Consider the following 16,187-nt stretch of genomic DNA (forward strand, 5'->3'; position numbering starts at 1 on the left):
CCAACCGAAGAGACCACGCATGAAAACCGCAGTCATCACCGGCAGCGCCTCGGGCATCGGCGCCGCCGTTCATCGTCAATTCGCCGATGCCGGCATGAATGTGATCGGCGTCGATATCGCGCGCGCCGACGTATGCGCCGACCTCTCGAACGCCGCGGGCCGTGCAGCCGCCCTCGACGCCGTGCTCGCGCGCAGCGGCGGCGCCATCGACACGCTGGTCTGCTGCGCGGGCCTCGGGCCGCAGGCCGAGCCGGCTACGCTAGTCGCAAGCGTCAACTACTTCGGCTCGCTCGCGCTGCTCGATGGCCTGTTCGAAGCGCTCAAGCGCGGCAGCCAGCCGGCGGCCGTGGTGGTGTCGTCGAACTCCGCGGTGCTGCAGCCGTGGAGCGGTCATCCGTTGCACGAAGCCTTTCTCGATGGCGACGAGGCTCGCGTGCACGCGCTCGTCGAAGCGAGCCCCGCCGACCAGGCCGGCTACCTTGCCTACGCCAGCTCCAAGCACGCTCTCGCCGTGGCGGCGCGCCGCCGCGCCGACTCATGGGGCAGCGCCGGTGTGCGCCTGAACGTTGTCGCCCCGGGCGCGGTGCAAACACCGCTGCTGGAAGCCGGCCTGCGCGATGCCCGCTACGGCGAGGCCATCCGCCAGTTCGTGCCGCCGGTCGGGCGCCGCGCAGAGCCCGGCGAAATCGCTTCGCTGATCCACTATGTCTGCGGCGAGCAGGTCGGCTTCATGCACGGCAGCGTGCTCTTCATCGACGGCGGCCACGATGCGAAGGTGCGCCCAGACGCTTTCTGATTTCACCACGGAGTGCGACATGCACAAAGAACACGCGGGCGACCCGCCGCCCTCGCCATTTTCTCCAGTGCGCCTCGGCCCGCTCACGCTGCGCAACCGCTTCATCAAGTCGGGCGCTAACGAAGGCATGACGCCCACCGGGCTGCCGACCCAGGCGCTGCTCAAGCACCATCGCGACCTCGCTGCCGGTGGCATCGGCATGACGACGGTGGCCTATGCGGCAGTGGCCCCCGACGGCCTGACGTTCTCGCATCAAATGCATATGCACGCAGGCATCGTGCCGCATTTGCGCGCGCTGACCGACGCGGTGCATCGCGAGGGCGCTGCCGCGTGCCTGCAACTCACGCATGCCGGCTCGTTCACAATGATGCGCCACGGCGGCAGCCGTGCGCCGGGTTCGGCGTCGACCGGCCTGAACGCGTTCGGCCTGCTCTACGGCGTGTATTTCCAGCGCGCGATGAGCGAGGTCGACATGGTGCGCGTGGCCGCCGAGTTCGCTCAAGCGGCGCAACTCGCGCGCGAGAGCGGCTTCGACGCCGTGGAAATCCACATGGGCCACGGCTATCTGCTCAATCAATTTCTCTCGCCGCTCAGCAATCGCCGCCACGATGGCTTTGGCGGCAGCGTTGAGCAGCGCAGCCGCTTTCCGGTGCACGTGCTCAATCAGGTCAAGGACGCCGTGGGCGCGCAACTCGCGGTGACGTGCAAGCTGAGCGTGAGCGACGGCGCGCCGGGCGGCAACACCGCACAGGATTCGGCGGTGACAGCGCGCCTGCTGGAGGCCGCCGGCGCCGATCTCCTCACGCTAAGCGGCGGACGCAATGTGGAAAGCCCCTGGGTGCTGTTCGGCAGCCCCATGCCCACTACGGCGATGAAGGCTGCCGCGCCGCACGCATTCGCACGCTTCGGGGTGAAGATGCTGGAAATGCGCACGCCGCGCAATCTGCGCTTCCGCGAACATTATTTCCTTGAGGATTCCAGAACGATACGCGCCGCCGTGAACATGCCGCTCGCCTATGTCGGTGGCGTGCTGTCGATCGATGGCGTCGGGCAGTTGATGGCCGAAGGGTTCGACTGCGTGGCGCTCGCCCGCGCGTTGATCCATGATCCCGCGTTAGTCACGCACTTTCGCGACGGCACCGTCACGCGCTCCGCGTGCAATAGCTGCAACGGATGCGTCGCGAGAATCTACGACCCTGCCGGCGTGAGTTGCACGCTCGGTCCCGCCAACGACCCCGCGCTCACGCAGCAACTCGCCGCCAGCCAATCCAGCTAATTGCTGGCCCGTCCGATCCTGTCCGGCCGACGCGGCACGTCCGATCGCGGCCCGCGGATCTTAGTCCGGTCGGACGAAGAATTCGCAGCCCCTGAACCGGTAAGTTCTCCTCCATGCAGCCGCGTGTTTCGATTTACCCGAACCGCGAGCGATGCATGAAAAACAGGAGACTATCGATGTTGAGCCCGACGTTGACCCATCTGGAGCGCCTCGAAGCCGAGAGCATCCACATCATGCGCGAGGTCGTGGCGGAGTGCGAGAAGCCGGTCATGCTGTACTCGATCGGCAAGGACAGCTCCGTCATGCTGCATCTCGCCATGAAGGCCTTTTACCCCGCCAAGCCGCCCTTCGCCCTGCTGCACGTGGACACCACGTGGAAGTTCCGCGAGATGATCGAGTTTCGCGACGAGACCGCGCAGCGCCTCGGCCTCGACCTGCTGGTTCACGTGAACCCCGAAGGCGTCGAGAAGAACATCAACCCGTTCACGCACGGCTCGGCGGTCCACACCGACGTGTGGAAGACCCAGGGCCTCAAGCAGGCGCTCGACCACTACGGCTTCGACGCCGCGTTCGGCGGCGCGCGCCGCGACGAGGAAAAATCGCGCGCGAAAGAGCGCGTCTTCTCGCTGCGCTCCGAGCAGCACCGCTGGGACCCGAAGATGCAGCGCCCCGAGCTCTGGCACCTCTATAACGCCCGCAAGCGCAAAGGCGAAAGCATTCGCGTCTTTCCCATCTCCAACTGGACCGAGCTCGACATCTGGCAATACATCTATCTGGAGAACATTCCCATCGTGCCGCTCTACTACGCGAAAAAGCGCCCGGTGGTAGAACGCGACGGCACGCTCATCATGGTCGACGACGAGCGCTTGCCGCTGCGCGAAGGCGAAGTCCCGCAAATGAAGAACGTGCGCTTTCGCACGCTCGGCTGCTACCCGCTCACGGGCGCGATCGAAAGCGAGGCCGACACCATGCCCGGCATCATCGAAGAGATGTTGCTGGCGAAAACGTCCGAGCGCCAGGGCCGGCTGATCGACAGCGACTCGGCAGGATCGATGGAAAAGAAGAAACAGGAGGGGTACTTCTAATGTCCACAGTCACCACCACGATCGCCGACGACATCGAGCGATACCTGAGCGCGCAGCAGGAAAAGAGCCTGCTTCGCTTCATCACCTGCGGCAGCGTGGACGACGGCAAGAGCACGCTGATCGGCCGCCTGCTCTACGAATCGAAAATGCTGTTCGAAGACCAGCTGAGCCAGCTCGAAGCGGATTCGAAGAAGGTCGGCACCCAGGGCGGCAATCTCGACTTCGCGCTGCTCGTGGACGGCCTCGCGGCCGAGCGCGAGCAAGGCATCACCATCGACGTCGCCTACCGCTTCTTCGCAACGGACAAGCGCAAGTTCATCGTGGCCGACACGCCCGGCCACGAGCAGTACACGCGCAACATGATCACGGGTGCTTCCACGGCGGACGTGGCCGTGATTCTCGTGGACGCGCGCAAAGGCGTGCTCACGCAAACGCGCCGCCACAGCTATCTGGTCTCGCTGATCGGCATTCGCCGCATCGTGCTGGCCGTGAACAAGCTCGACATGGTCGGATACTCGCAGGAGACATTCGAGAGGATCACGAACGAATATCGCGCGTTCGCGGCGCAGATCGGGCTGCACGACATCGCGAGCATTCCGCTTTCGGCGCTCGCGGGCGACAACGTCACCGAGTCCAGCGCCAATACGCCGTGGTACGGCGGCCCCTCGCTGATGGCGTATCTGGAAAGCGTTCCAGTGGAAGACGACGCGCGCCTGAACCAGCCGTTCCGGCTGCCGGTGCAGTGGGTGAATCGTCCGAACCTGAATTTCCGCGGCTACGCGGGCAGCATTTCGGCGGGCGAGATCCGCCGGGGCGAGCGCGTGCGCGTGCTGCCGTCGGGCCGCGAGAGCCGCGTGGCGTCGATCATCACCGCAGCGGGCGAAGCGGCCAGCGCGCGCTGCGGCCAGGCCATCACGCTCACGCTCGAAGATGAAATCGACATCAGCCGTGGCGACGTCATCGCGCGCGCCGACGCGCCGCCCGCCGTCGCCGACCAGTTCGAAGCCACGCTGGTCTGGATGAACGAAGAGCCGATGCTGCCCGGCCGCCCCTATCTGCTGAAGCTCGGCACGCGCACCGTGGGCGTGACCTGCCAGCAGCCGAAATACCGCGTGAACGTGAATACGCTCGAGCACCTGGCCGCGCGCACGCTGGAGATGAACGAAATCGGCGTGTGCAACCTGAATCTCGACCGCGCCGTGGCGTTCGATCCCTATGCGGAAAACCGCGAAACGGGCGGCTTCATCGTGATCGACCGGCTCACCAACAACACCGTGGGCGCGGGCATGCTGCACTTCGCGTTGCGGCGTTCGCAGAATGTGCACTGGCAGGCCACGGTGGTCGACGCCAGCGCGCGCGCCACGCTCAAGCATCAGACGCCGCGCGTGGTCTGGTTCACGGGGCTCTCGGGCGCGGGCAAGTCGACGATTGCCAACCTCGTCGAGCAGAAGCTTCTTGCACTCGGCAAGCACACTTATCTGCTCGACGGCGACAACGTGCGGCACGGCCTGAACAAGGATCTGGGATTCTCGGAGGCGGACCGCGTCGAGAACATCCGGCGCGTGGCGGAGGTGGCGCGGCTCATGATGGACGCGGGGCTCATCGCGCTCGTCTCGTTCATCTCGCCGTTCCGCGCCGAACGCGACATGGCGCGCGCGCTCGCGGGTCCGGACGGCTTCGTCGAGATCTTCGTCGATACGCCAATCGACGTGGCCGAAGAGCGCGATCCCAAGGGGCTCTACAAGAAGGCGCGTAGCGGCGAGTTGAAGAACTTCACCGGTATCGACTCGCCGTACGAACCGCCCGAGCAGCCCGAGATCCGCATCGACACGACTGCTGACACGCCCGAGCAGGCGGCAGGCAAGATCGTGGACTGGCTCCTGCACCGTTAAAGCCGCAGGCAAGCCACAAGCACCGGCCCGCCTCGTCCAGCACTTTTGGACGAGGCGGGCCGCGCTGTTTTCAGGCAACAAAAACACAACCTGCCGGGCGCGCCAATACGCGCCCAGCAGGTTTTCAAGCAGGCAGGGATTACACGCGGAAGACCGCGGCGGGCGTCACATGCCGTGCAGCGCGGCAATGGTCAGACGGTTTCGGTCGAGCGGCGCACAGTCCTGGGGTTGGCCGCTTGCATCGGCCGAGCGGCACGGCGATGCGCCGTAGGCATACCGATCCTGATCGGGAGCGTCCATCGAGTAACTCACGGCCGCGACAGTAGCGAGTGCCGCAACGGTAAGCGTGCACACCTTTTTCGTCAGCTTCATGGACCGTCTCCCGGTTCAAACGTGCGGGGCATTCGTGGCTTCGAGCCAGTGGTGATTCGGCATCGCACCGAATGTAGACAAGTTAGTGGGGCACCCCTGCCGCGCCATCGTCCATTCAGCCTAGGGTCTAACGCGAGGCGTGCCGGGGGCGATTTTTATACAAATGTAATGTTGCATGCAAAATTCAATTGAAGTAATTTAGAGGTGCGTTCGCAGTCCAGCCGCACCCAGGCGTAAACGTGAATATGGCTTAAATCATGGGGTAAACACTGCGTATTTTTCCCGCTCCAAGCCACTTCCCTTACGATCATCTTCTGTTAAATTATTTTGCATGCAAAATTCAATAGGAGGAGCCATGCTGAAACTCGACTTCCATCCCGCCGGCCGCCACTTCCTTCAAATCCCCGGGCCGAGCCCGGTGCCAGACCGCATTCTGCGAGCCATCAGCTATCCGACCATTGATCATCGCGGCCCCGAGTTCGGCGCGCTGGGCCTGAAGGTATTGGCCGGCATCCGCACGATCTTCAAGACCGTGCATCCGGTCGTGATTTATCCGGCATCGGGAACCGGTGCGTGGGAAGCCGCGCTGTCCAACACCCTGAGCGCAGGCGACACAGTGCTGATGTTCGAGACCGGCCACTTCGCCACGCTGTGGAAGAAACTGGCCGAGAAGCTGGGCCTGCGTCCGGAGTTCCTCGGCCTGCCCGGCATCGAGGGCTGGCGCCGCGGCGTGCAAGCCGACCTGATCGAGGCCCGCCTGCGTCAGGACAGCGGCCATGCGATCAAGGCCGTCTGCGTGGTCCACAACGAAACGTCGACCGGCGTGACCTCCGACATTGCCGCGGTGCGCAAAGCCATCGACGCAGCGGGCCACCCCGCCCTGTTGATGGTCGACACGATTTCCGGGCTCGCGTCCGCCGACTATCGCCACGACGAATGGGGCGTGGACGTGACGGTGTCGGGCTCGCAGAAGGGCCTCATGCTGCCGCCGGGGATCAGCTTCAATGCGGTGTCGCCCAAGGCGCTCGAAGCCGCTAAAACGGCGAAGCTGCCGCGCAGCTTCTGGGACTGGGAAGAAATCATCGCGATGAACCAGACCGGCTACTGGCCCTACACGCCCAGCACGAACCTGCTGTATGGCCTGTCCGAGGCGCTGGACATGATCCTGGAGGAAGGACTGGACAACGTGTTCGCGCGCCACCAGCGCCTGGCCGAGGCTTGCCGCCATGCGGTGCGCGCCTGGGGTCTCGAGATCCAGTGCGCGGACCCATCCGTCTACAGCCCGGTGCTGACCGGCGTGATGATGCCCGATGGCATCGACGCGGACGCCGTGCGCCGCGTTATCTACGACCGTTTCAACATGTCGCTCGGCGCGGCGCTCGGCAAGATGAAGGGGCGCATGTTCCGCATCGGCCATCTCGGCGACTGCAACGACCTCACGCTGATGGCCACGCTTGCCGGCTGCGAGATGGGGCTGAAGATCTCAGGCGTACCGGTCGCCGCAAGCGGCGTGGCCGCGGCCATGGACTATCTCGCGGCGCACGCGAGCCCGTTGCCGCTGCGGGCTGCCGCCTGATGCCATAACGCCCTGCGCACCCGCGAAACGAGCAAGACACACGCAAAACTCGCGCAAAGCGCGTTCGCGGGCGCCAGCGGCATCGACCCGTTCCACACAGCGCCGGTCACCCCGAGGACCGGCGCGGCAGCACTGACGTACCTGATAACAGTACAAAGGAGACGCTGTGGAAACCACCCTGCAGGCCGGGGCAAGCCTGAGCTCGCACGAAGACGCGGTTTATCGCAAGGTAAGCTGGCGCCTCGTGCCGTTCCTGATGCTTTGCTTCCTGATCGCCTATCTCGACCGGGTCAACGTCGGTTTTGCCAAGCTCCAGATGTCCCAGGCGCTCGGCTTCAGCGAGACCGTCTACGGCCTTGGCGCCGGCATCTTCTTCATCGGTTATTTTCTGTTCGAAGTGCCAAGCAATCTCGCGCTGCACCGCTTCGGCGCGAAGATCTGGATCGGCCGCATCATGGTGACTTGGGGCCTGCTCTCGGCGTGCTTCGTGTTCGTGAAAACCCCGACAGCCTTCTACACGCTGCGCTTCCTGCTGGGCCTCGCCGAAGCGGGCTTCACGCCCGGCATTGTGTATTACCTGTCGTGCTGGTATCCGTCGCACCGGCGCGCGAAGATCATGGCGATCTATTGCATGGGCTCGCCGCTCTCCGGCATCATCGGCAACCCGCTATCCGGCTTTCTGGTGGGCGGCATGGGCGGCGTCGCGGGCTGGGCCGGCTGGCAATGGATGTTCATGATCGAAGCCGTGCCTGCCGTGCTGCTCGGCTTCGCCTGCTTCTTCTACCTCGACAGCGGCATATCGAAGGCCAAGTGGCTCAGCGACGACGAAAAACGCGTACTGGAACGCGCCAAGGAAAAGGACGACCTGGCGGCGGGCACCGAAGCCCGCGTGGGCAAAGTCTTCACCGACCCGCGCGTGTGGCTCATCAGCCTGATCTGCTTTTGCTACGTCACCGGCCAGTACGGCATCACGCTCTGGCTGCCCACCTTCATCAAGTCGACTGGCGTATCCGATCCGGTTCACATCGGCCTGCTGAGCGCGATTCCGTATATGGCGGCCATCGTCACCATGTACTTCTTCGGCAAGAGCGCCGACAAGCACCGCGAACGCCGCTGGCACCTGATCGTGCCATGCATGATGGGCGCCATCGGCTTCCTCGCGCTGCCGTGGATCATGCACAGCACTGCGCTTTCGCTCGTGTTCCTGTCGATCGCGGCAGCGGGCATCCTGACCTGCACGCCGCTGTTCTGGTCCTTGCCCACCTCGTTCCTGAGCGGCGCGGCGGCGGCCACGGCCATCGCCATGAGCAACTCGATCGGCAACCTCGCGGGCTTCACCAGCGGCTACATGATTGGCTATCTCCGCGACCTGACCCAGAACGGCAGCAGTGCTTACTACATGATCGCGGCGATGCTTATTGTCGGCGCGTTCGCGATCTGGACCTTGCCTGCCAAACTGGTCAACCGGTAATGCAATCGGGGGCGGCAAGGCTGCTCCCACTTTGACTCAACGACCCGGCGCCCCGAGCGCTGCGGGCACTCGGAATATCAGCATGAAAGCATCGATCGAACCCGGCATCAGCGTCATGGAGGCCACCGTCTCCGGTGTGCATGCCGCCATGCAGGAAGGCAAGCTGAGCGCGCGCCAACTGGTGCAAGACCACCTGGACCGGATTGACGCTTATGACCAGCGCGGCCCCGGCATCCACAGCGTGCTGCGGCTCAATCCGCAAGCGCTTGCGGAGGCCGCGCGCCTCGATGCGCAAGCCGCCGCGAATCCCGCCGCCCCGCTCGCCCGCTTGCACGGCGTGCCGCTGCTCATCAAGGACAACATCGAGTGCGAGGGCATGGAGACCTCGGCGGGCGCGCGCTGCCTGCGTGGCAATGTCCCTGCGCAGGATGCCTTCGTCGTGCGCAAGCTGCGCGAGGCCGGCGCAATCGTGCTAGCCAAAACCAACCTGCACGAGCTTGCCTCGGGCGGCGAGACCGTCAGCACGCTGGGCGGCCAAACGCTAAATCCGTATGACCTCACCCGCACGCCGGGCGGATCGAGCGGCGGCACGGGCGCGGGTATTGCGGCGAGCTTCGGGCTGCTCGGCATCGGCACGGACGGCATCAACTCGATCCGCTCGCCCGCCTCGGCGAACAACCTCGTCGGCCTGCGCCCGACCATGGGCCTCGTCAGCCGCTCGGGGCTGGTGCCGTGCGGGCTCACGCAGGACACCGTCGGACCGATCACCCGCACCGTGACCGACGCCGCGATCGTGCTCGACATCATCGCGGGCCACGACCCCGCCGACCCGGTCACGAGCGCGGGCGCACAACACATTGCGCACAGCTATGCAGACGGGCTCGACGCCAAAGCGCTTAACGGCGCGCGCATCGGCTTGCTGCGCCACTTCTTCGGCGACGGGCCGGAGCACGGCTCCGTCAACGCCGTGATGCAACAGGCGCTCGAAACCCTCAAGGCGCAAGGCGCGGCGCTGATCGAAATCGACGATGCCATTGTTCCCGATGTGCTGCTCGCCGACACGCTGGTGCACCTCTACGAAATGAAGGCCGATCTCGACGCCTACCTCGCAAACGCGCCCGCCGATGTACAGGTGCGCTCGCTCGAAGACGTCGTCGCATCAGCCAGCGTGCATCCCAGCGTCGAGCGCACGCTGGCCAACGCCATCGCGCTCGCAGGCAACGCACACGACTATCGCGAACGGCTGCAACGCCAGCAGGCCTTGCGCGAGCAAATCCTCGCGCTGATGGCGGCGCGCGGACTCGATGCGCTGGCCTTCCCGCACCAGCGCCGCCTCGTCGTGCCAATCGGCGAATCGCAGGCCGAACGCAATGGCGTGCTGGCATCCGCCACGGGATTCCCCGCGATCGTCATCCCGGCCGGTTTCTCCGCGCCAGAGCAGCACGCGCCGCAAGGCGTGCCGGTCGGCCTGGAGTTGTTCGGCCGCCCGTTCTCGGAAGCCTTGCTGATACGGCTGGCTTACGCGGCCGAGCAGGCGCTCGGCGCGCGCAAGCCACCTCTAGCAACACCCGCACTCAAGTAGCATCGCTGTAAAGACGCACTTTTCTTGCCGCTCCACCCATACCGGCGGATCGGGCCAATCAGGTTAATAAGCCGGCCCACGATCACGCCAATCAATCGTTCCCGGATACACCGTGACTGACCTCGACACGAGGAGGAGACAAAATGGGCGCAGAAGTGAATGTTCAGTCGTCGGGCTCTGCGCAGCAGCATGAGCTCGACCATGCAATGGATGGCATCGGCGTTACCGCTGCCCACAAGAAGATCATCTTCCTGATCATGCTGGGCGTGATGTTCGATGTTTTCGAGCAGAACGCCGTGGGCCTCGTGGGCCCGATCCTGCGCCAGCAATGGGGCATATCGGTTTCGCAGATCGGTTTTCTCAACACGCTGACCTTCAGCGCGGCCGCGCTGGGGCGTGTGGCGTCGGGCTATATCGCCGACCGTTATGGCCGCCGCGTGATGTTGAACGTCAATTTGCTGCTGTTCACCCTAGGCGCCGTCATTTGCGCGCTCGCGCCCAACTATGCGGTGTTGTCGTCGGGCCGTTTCATCGTCGGCATCGGCCTCGGCGGCGAAATCTCCGTCGCGGTGACGATGCTGGCCGAGCTGTGCTCCACGCGCTTTCGCGGCACGGCGGTCGGCCTGGTCAGCGTGGGCAGCGGCGGCTTCGGCAATATGCTGGCGCCCGCCTTCGGACTCGCGGTGTTCGCCATGTTTCCGGGCCCCGATAGCTGGCGCTGGCTGTTCGGCTGCCTCGTGGCGCCCGCCATCTTCGTGGTGTTCTACCGCCGCCTGATTCCCGAGACGCCGCGCTACCTGCTCTCCAAGGGCCGCGTGGACGAGGTGAACCGCGTGCTCTCGGGCCTCGCTTCGGGTCGCCTCGGCAAGCTCGAAGGAGAGCCGACGCAATACATCAAGGAGGCCATCCAGAACAACACGCCGCGCGCGCGGGTGCGCCTGCGCGATGTCTTCCAGGGCCGGCTGCGCCGTCGCACGATCGCGCTGGGCGTCGCGGTGTCGATGACCTACGGTGCGCAGATTTCGGTGCTGACCTTGATGCCGACCATCCTGATATCGCAGGGCTACACGATCTCGAAGAGCCTGCTGTTCACGATGGTGATGCAAAGCGGCAGCCTGTTCGGTGCGCTTGCGGCGTCGTTCTGCGGCTATCACTTCCCGCGCAAGCGCGTGCTGACCCTCGGCGCCGTGCTGGCATGCGCGGCCGGTCTATGCTTTGGATTCCTGACGTTCAATGTGGCGCTGGTGTTGCTGTTCGGCGCGTGCTTCACCTTCTGCGTCGTGCTGCTGAACACCTCGATCTGGATCTTCGCGCCTGAGCAATATCCCACCGATGTCCGCGCCTTCGGCACCTCGCTCATTCTCGCGCTTGGCACGCTGGCCGGCGCGCTGACACCGATCGTGAGCGGACGCGTATTCGAGATCTATGGTGTGGGCGGCATGTTCAGCATGCTGGCTGCCATGTACGCTATCTTCGCCCTGAGCGTACAGTTCGCGCCTGAGACGTTTGGCCGGCCGATGGGCGACATCGGCGAGCCCGACGCCGAGGACGAACCCGAACTGGCGGTGAACGCCGGCTCCGCCAGCCGATCCTGATACCCGGAGTGAAATGAACCCTATCCTGCTCATCAACCCCAATACGTCACAGGCCACCACGCAGATGATGCTGGAGATCGCTCGCGCGAGTCTTGGCGACCAAGCGGAAGTCCGCGGCCTGACGATGCCAAGCGGCGTGCCGATGATCGTCGAGGAGCACGACCTGCGCGCGGCCGCCGATGCGGTCGGCGCACTCGACGTGGGCGACGCCTGCGGCGTCATCGTCGCGGCTTTTGGCGACCCCGGCATCGACGCGCTGCGGCGCAGGTTGACGGTGCCGGTGGTGGGCATCGGCGAGGCCGCGATGCACGCAGCGGCGCAACACGGCCGCTTCGGGATCGCCACGACTACCCCCGCGCTGGCGGCCTCGATCGACAAGAAAGTCCGGCAGCTTGGGCTCGCCGCCGCCTTTACCGGAGCGCACTTCACGCCGGGTGACCCAACGCAGCGCGGGAACGACCCGGAGGCGCTCGAAGCCGCGCTAGCCGAGGCCGTCCGGGCATGCGTGGAAACCGATGGCGCGCAAGCCGTGGTGATCGGCGGCGGGCCGCTTGGCCGTGCGGCGCAGGCGCTTGGCCAGCGCTTCGCCATTCCGGTGATTGGCCCCGTGCCGGCGGCGTGCCGTGCGATCTTGCGCGCCCTTAACGAACACTGAGCGGACACTGAACGGCCCATTCCTCTTATCAACGCATGCCAGCTTATGAACACACACGAGATCGATGCCGTCGCCCAAACCCTCATCCGCGCGCGGCGCAACCAGCAGTGCGTCGACGCGCAGCCCTTCGCGAACGCGCTGACGACGCATGACGATGCCTATGCGGTGCAAGCAGCCGTTGCCGAAGCGCTCGACTGGCCGACGTCCGGCCCCGGCTACTGGAAGTCGGGCGGGCCTTCGCGGCAGGCCCAGTTGACGCATGCCCGATTGCCCATCGAGGGCGTCTGGAACAGCCCGGCGCAGGCCGGAAGCCGGCACTTCAGCTGGCGCGGCATCGAACCCGAAATCGCCTTGCGCCTCGGCCACGCGGTCGATGCCGCCGAAGCGGCCGAGCTCGATCACGAACGTGCCGCTGCGCTGGTCGATGCAATGACGGTTTCCATCGAAGTCGTGGACTCGCGCTGGCAGCAGTACATCGACACGCCCGCGCTGCTCAAGCTCGCCGACCTGCAAGCCCACGGCGCGCTGGTGCTTGGCGAGTGGCGTCCGTACGAAGCCCGGGACTGGTCGGCGCAACGCTGCCATGTCCGGATTGGCGCGGAGCGCTTCGAGCGCAGTGGTACCCATGCTCTCGGCGATCCTGCCTGGGGCCTCGTGGCCTGGCTCAAGCATGCCACCCGCGAAGGCGGCCGCGCGGAAGCGGGCACCGTAGTCACCACCGGCACCTGGGCCGGCATTCTGCCGGCCTCGGCTGGCGATCTCGTGACCGTGGAATTCGACGGCATCGGCCACGCATCGATCCAGTTCTGATGCGTTCAGAGTGCGTCGAGCGGATAAATCGGCCGGCGCACCTTTTTGAAGGCGAGCTTGGCGTAATCGGACGTGCACACGCCCACTCCCGCGCACTCGATTACCTCGCGCGCGAGGTCGCCGAAACCCGCGCGCCAGTGCACGCGGCTCTTGAGCACGATATAGCGCTTTTGCGTCGGATCGATGCCCACTGAAGAGAGGCAATTGAGATCGAACGGCTCCTGGTGCGCGGAGACCACCACGATCTCGACCTTGCCCGTATCGAGCACCACGGTCGGCCCGCTGTTGTTGAGCCCGCCGCGATACATCGGGCCGCGGTTTCGGTACACGCCATCGGAAATCAGCTTGACGCGCGCCGTCACTTCGAGCGGGCGGCTCGACTCGCTCAGCGCGGGCATGGGCAGCTTGCCACCGAGTGCGAGCGTGACGTCGTTGCCGATGCCCGCCGCTATGGCCTGTTGCACCGCCTGCGGATCGCAAATGGCGAAGAACACCGCGTTGTCGAGTTCTTGCCGCAATACCTCGGCGAGCACCTCGGTGGTGTCCATCGTGCCGCCTGAGGCCGTGTTGTCGCAATGGTCGAGCAGCACGAGCGGGCCCTTTGCTTTCGGCGCATTCGGCGCGCTCGACGCACCCAACGCCTTCGCGTGCGCCACCGATTGCGCCAGCGGCTCGCTCGCATACAGGAACTGCTCGCGTGCGCGCCACGCGTCGTCGAGCAGCGCGTCGCGCATCTCGCCGGCCTTCGCGGCATCGCCATCGGTGCATATCACTACGCTGAGCCCCGCGTTCGCGATATCGGCGTTAGGAAAGCCCACGAACAGCGATGCCGCGAGCGCATCGCGCTCCTCGTAACGCATACAGCGCGCCTGCAGCGAGCGGTTCGGCTCCGCATGCGTGCCTTGGCGCATCACGTGCGGCAGCATCGGCTTGTTGCCCCACGCCATGACCGGCCGGATCTCGCCCGCGATCGTGCGCGCGATCACGCGCGCGGCGCGCTCGCCCGCTTCGTACATGTCGACGTGCGGATAAGTGTGATAGCCGGTGATGACCGTCGCATGCTTGACGATGTCGTCGTAAAGATTCGCGTGCATGTCGAGCGTCACGCCCACCGGCGTATGCGGATCGATCTCGCGCAGGCGTTTGAGCAAGGTGCCTTCGCCGTCGTCGAGCGACCGCGTGACCATGGCGCCGTGCAGGTCGAGCAGGATGCCGTCGTAGCCACCCTGCGCCACCGCGTCGAGAATCAGGCCGCTGATGCGGCGGTAGGCGTCGTCGTCGACGGGGCCGCTCGGGAATGCGTCGGCGGCCACGGGCAGCACGATTTGCGCGCCCAGTTGCTCCGCGACGGCGATGTACGCGCCCAGCGCCCCGCCCGTGCCACGGTATGCCGCCACTGCGGCCTCGCCCCCCACCGCACCGCCACCCTTGCGAAAGAAGCGCTCGAACGGCGTGGGCACGGGAGAAAACGTATTGGTTTCGTGCTTGAACATCGCGAGCAGCAAACGCATGAGTGACTCCTGTATCGGGTTATCGAAAATCGTTCGGATTGCCTGGCGTGTCGTGCGGAATCAGCGCTCGCGCCACGCCGTTTCCTCATCGAGCGGATAGACCGAGCGCGCAAGGCGCGTGTAGTGAAAGAGCCCATAATCCGAGCCCGTGACGCCACGGCTGTCGCATTCGACGAGCGCCGCCGCGATCGGCACGAATACCGGCCGGCAATACATGCGCGACTTCAGCAGCAAAAAGCGCGCGCGGCGCGGATCGATGCCCACGCTCTCGAACACGCCGAGGTCCCACGGTTCATGCGTGCGCTCGGTCACGACGAGCGTGGCCGCGCCCACGTCGAGCACCGCCGCGCGGCCCATATAGGCGCGCTGCCCGGTATAGGTCGGGCCGGTGATCACATACTCGCCATCGGTGATGGCGCGCACGACACCGGTGGCCATGAATGGCGCACGCGGCGCAGCGCCCTCGCGCGCAAGCTTGTTGCCGATGCCGAGCGTCACCTTCGCGCCCACGCCCGCTTTGATCAGCGCGGCAACGGCCTCCGGGTCGCACAGCGGACCGCTCACCATGCCGGTTAGACCCTGTGCGAGCGCCGCTTCGAGCAAATCCATCGTGTCGCACGTGCCGCCCGACATGCAATTGTCGCCGTGATCGAGCAGGAGCACGGGCTTGCCCGTGCTTTGCGCTTCCTGCGCGAGTCGCCCCGCTTGCGCGACCGACTCCGCGAGCGGCGGGCTACGATAGACGAACTCGCCGCGCTCGTCCCAGATCTGCCGTGCGATGCGCTCGGCCACCGCCTCGGCCGCTGCGGCATCGCCGTCGCCCACGACCACCACGCTGATGCACGGCGCGGGAATGTCCGCGAGCGAGAAGCCCGCAAGCACCGATACGGCGAGCATGCCCTCGGCTTCGGCGGCGCGCGCGGCCTCGACGGCGCGGCGCATCGCGCCATCGGCGTTCGAACTGCGCAGCGTCGAGGTAAGCAGCGGCGGACGCCGCCACGCGAGCACCGGGCGCGCGCGCCCTTTCATGCGCGCAAACAGCAGGCGCGCGGCGTGCTCGCCCGTCTCGTACATGTCCACGTGCGGATAGGTCTTGAAGCTCACGATCACGTCCGCGTGATCGATCATCTTCTGCGTGACGTTGCCGTGCAGATCGAGCGCAACCGCAATCGGCGCATCGGGCAGCGCCGCGCGCACGCGTTCGAGCAAATCGCCTTCGCCATCCGGCGTCTGTTCCGCGACCATCGCGCCATGCAAGTCGAGCAAGACCGCATCGCAGCCCGGCGCAGCGGCAACGATTGCCTCGCAGATCGCTGCGTATGCAGCGGCGGCCACCGGCCCGCTCGGATTCGCCGATGCCGACACCGGCGTGACGATCTGCGCGCCCTCGTGCTCGGCCGCATCGATGAACGCCGACATGGCCGTGCGCATACCCTTGTTCTCGCGATACGCGCCCTCGCCCCATGCAGGGCCGTTGCCGCCGAACGCGGCCAGCGGCGTCGCGACCGGCGAGAACGTATTGGTCTCGTGATTCATGCGGGCAATGAGAATTTTCATTCGATCTCC

The 16,187-nt window shown here is 65.7% G+C and carries 13 protein-coding genes; 10 read left to right on the forward strand and 3 right to left on the reverse strand.

The features are described 5' to 3' along the window. Window positions 1-19 precede the first annotated feature (19 nt). From HV773_RS02175 to cysN, 4 genes are all read left to right on the forward strand, one after another. Window positions 20-796 (forward strand): SDR family oxidoreductase, encoded by a 777-nt coding sequence (locus tag HV773_RS02175; RefSeq protein ID WP_129564359.1) that lies wholly within the window; start codon window positions 20-22, stop codon window positions 794-796. A gap of 19 nt (window positions 797-815) precedes the next feature. Then, on the forward strand, window positions 816-2,072 hold the full coding sequence (locus HV773_RS02180; RefSeq protein WP_129564360.1) for an NADH:flavin oxidoreductase: 1,257 nt from the start codon (window positions 816-818) through the stop codon (window positions 2,070-2,072). Window positions 2,073-2,248: 176 nt separating this feature from the next. Continuing rightward, window positions 2,249-3,157 carry a sulfate adenylyltransferase subunit CysD gene (cysD, locus tag HV773_RS02185; RefSeq protein ID WP_129564361.1) on the forward strand — a complete coding sequence of 303 codons (909 nt, stop codon included), beginning with the start codon at window positions 2,249-2,251 and terminating at the stop codon, window positions 3,155-3,157. Beyond that, window positions 3,157-5,049 carry a sulfate adenylyltransferase subunit CysN gene (cysN, locus tag HV773_RS02190; RefSeq protein WP_129564362.1) on the forward strand — a complete coding sequence of 631 codons (1,893 nt, stop codon included), beginning with the start codon at window positions 3,157-3,159 and terminating at the stop codon, window positions 5,047-5,049. The genes cysD and cysN overlap by 1 nt, the downstream gene beginning before the upstream one ends. Before the next feature lie 165 nt (window positions 5,050-5,214). On the opposite strand, the gene HV773_RS02195 is transcribed toward cysN, so the two are convergent. Continuing rightward, the gene (locus tag HV773_RS02195) at window positions 5,215-5,421 is read right to left on the reverse strand and encodes a hypothetical protein (RefSeq protein WP_129564363.1); all 207 of its coding nucleotides are present in this window, start codon (window positions 5,419-5,421) and stop codon (window positions 5,215-5,217) included. Window positions 5,422-5,776: 355 nt separating this feature from the next. On the opposite strand from HV773_RS02195, the gene HV773_RS02200 reads away from it, so the two are divergent. The 6 genes from HV773_RS02200 (at window position 5,777) to HV773_RS02225 (ending at window position 13,110) form a co-directional block, all read left to right on the forward strand. Further along, window positions 5,777-6,997, forward strand: coding sequence for a pyridoxal-phosphate-dependent aminotransferase family protein (locus HV773_RS02200; protein ID WP_129564364.1), 1,221 nt, complete (start codon window positions 5,777-5,779; stop codon window positions 6,995-6,997). A 166-nt stretch (window positions 6,998-7,163) separates the two neighbouring features. Then, window positions 7,164-8,468 carry an MFS transporter gene (locus tag HV773_RS02205; protein ID WP_129564365.1) on the forward strand — a complete coding sequence of 435 codons (1,305 nt, stop codon included), beginning with the start codon at window positions 7,164-7,166 and terminating at the stop codon, window positions 8,466-8,468. Window positions 8,469-8,550: 82 nt separating this feature from the next. Next, a complete protein-coding gene (locus HV773_RS02210; RefSeq protein ID WP_129564366.1) occupies window positions 8,551-10,050 on the forward strand; it encodes an amidase family protein in 1,500 nt (499 codons plus the stop codon). Between the two features lie 143 nt (window positions 10,051-10,193). After that, window positions 10,194-11,645 (forward strand): MFS transporter, encoded by a 1,452-nt coding sequence (locus tag HV773_RS02215; RefSeq protein WP_129564367.1) that lies wholly within the window; start codon window positions 10,194-10,196, stop codon window positions 11,643-11,645. 13 nt (window positions 11,646-11,658) lie between these two features. Then, window positions 11,659-12,300 (forward strand): aspartate/glutamate racemase family protein, encoded by a 642-nt coding sequence (locus HV773_RS02220; RefSeq protein WP_129564368.1) that lies wholly within the window; start codon window positions 11,659-11,661, stop codon window positions 12,298-12,300. Window positions 12,301-12,345: 45 nt separating this feature from the next. Then, the gene (locus HV773_RS02225) at window positions 12,346-13,110 is read left to right on the forward strand and encodes a fumarylacetoacetate hydrolase family protein (protein ID WP_129564369.1); all 765 of its coding nucleotides are present in this window, start codon (window positions 12,346-12,348) and stop codon (window positions 13,108-13,110) included. A 5-nt stretch (window positions 13,111-13,115) separates the two neighbouring features. Here HV773_RS02225 and HV773_RS02230 read toward each other — a convergent pair whose 3' ends face one another. Together HV773_RS02230 and HV773_RS02235 are read right to left on the reverse strand one after the other, a co-directional pair. Next, entirely contained in the window at window positions 13,116-14,621 is a 1,506-nt protein-coding gene (locus tag HV773_RS02230) for a M81 family metallopeptidase (RefSeq protein WP_129564370.1), read from the reverse strand. A 60-nt stretch (window positions 14,622-14,681) separates the two neighbouring features. Then, window positions 14,682-16,178: a M81 family metallopeptidase gene (locus HV773_RS02235; protein ID WP_129564371.1), complete on the reverse strand. Its 1,497-nt coding sequence runs from the start codon at window positions 16,176-16,178 to the stop codon at window positions 14,682-14,684. Between the last annotated feature and the right edge of the window lie 9 nt (window positions 16,179-16,187).

The sequence above is a fragment of the Paraburkholderia caffeinitolerans genome, from assembly GCF_902859945.1.
Taxonomy (GTDB): Bacteria; Pseudomonadota; Gammaproteobacteria; order Burkholderiales; family Burkholderiaceae; genus Paraburkholderia; species Paraburkholderia caffeinitolerans.

Coding starts and splice junctions, on each gene's coding strand:
- HV773_RS02175 (WP_129564359.1), top strand. CDS start 20: ATGAAAACCGCAGTCATCACCGGCAGCGCCTCGGGCATCGGCGCCGCC.
- HV773_RS02180 (WP_129564360.1), top strand. CDS start 816: ATGCACAAAGAACACGCGGGCGACCCGCCGCCCTCGCCATTTTCTCCA.
- cysD (WP_129564361.1), top strand. CDS start 2,249: ATGTTGAGCCCGACGTTGACCCATCTGGAGCGCCTCGAAGCCGAGAGC.
- cysN (WP_129564362.1), top strand. CDS start 3,157: ATGTCCACAGTCACCACCACGATCGCCGACGACATCGAGCGATACCTG.
- HV773_RS02195 (WP_129564363.1), bottom strand. CDS start 5,421: ATGAAGCTGACGAAAAAGGTGTGCACGCTTACCGTTGCGGCACTCGCT.
- HV773_RS02200 (WP_129564364.1), top strand. CDS start 5,777: ATGCTGAAACTCGACTTCCATCCCGCCGGCCGCCACTTCCTTCAAATC.
- HV773_RS02210 (WP_129564366.1), top strand. CDS start 8,551: ATGAAAGCATCGATCGAACCCGGCATCAGCGTCATGGAGGCCACCGTC.
- HV773_RS02215 (WP_129564367.1), top strand. CDS start 10,194: ATGGGCGCAGAAGTGAATGTTCAGTCGTCGGGCTCTGCGCAGCAGCAT.
- HV773_RS02220 (WP_129564368.1), top strand. CDS start 11,659: ATGAACCCTATCCTGCTCATCAACCCCAATACGTCACAGGCCACCACG.
- HV773_RS02225 (WP_129564369.1), top strand. CDS start 12,346: ATGAACACACACGAGATCGATGCCGTCGCCCAAACCCTCATCCGCGCG.
- HV773_RS02230 (WP_129564370.1), bottom strand. CDS start 14,621: ATGCGTTTGCTGCTCGCGATGTTCAAGCACGAAACCAATACGTTTTCT.
- HV773_RS02235 (WP_129564371.1), bottom strand. CDS start 16,178: ATGAAAATTCTCATTGCCCGCATGAATCACGAGACCAATACGTTCTCG.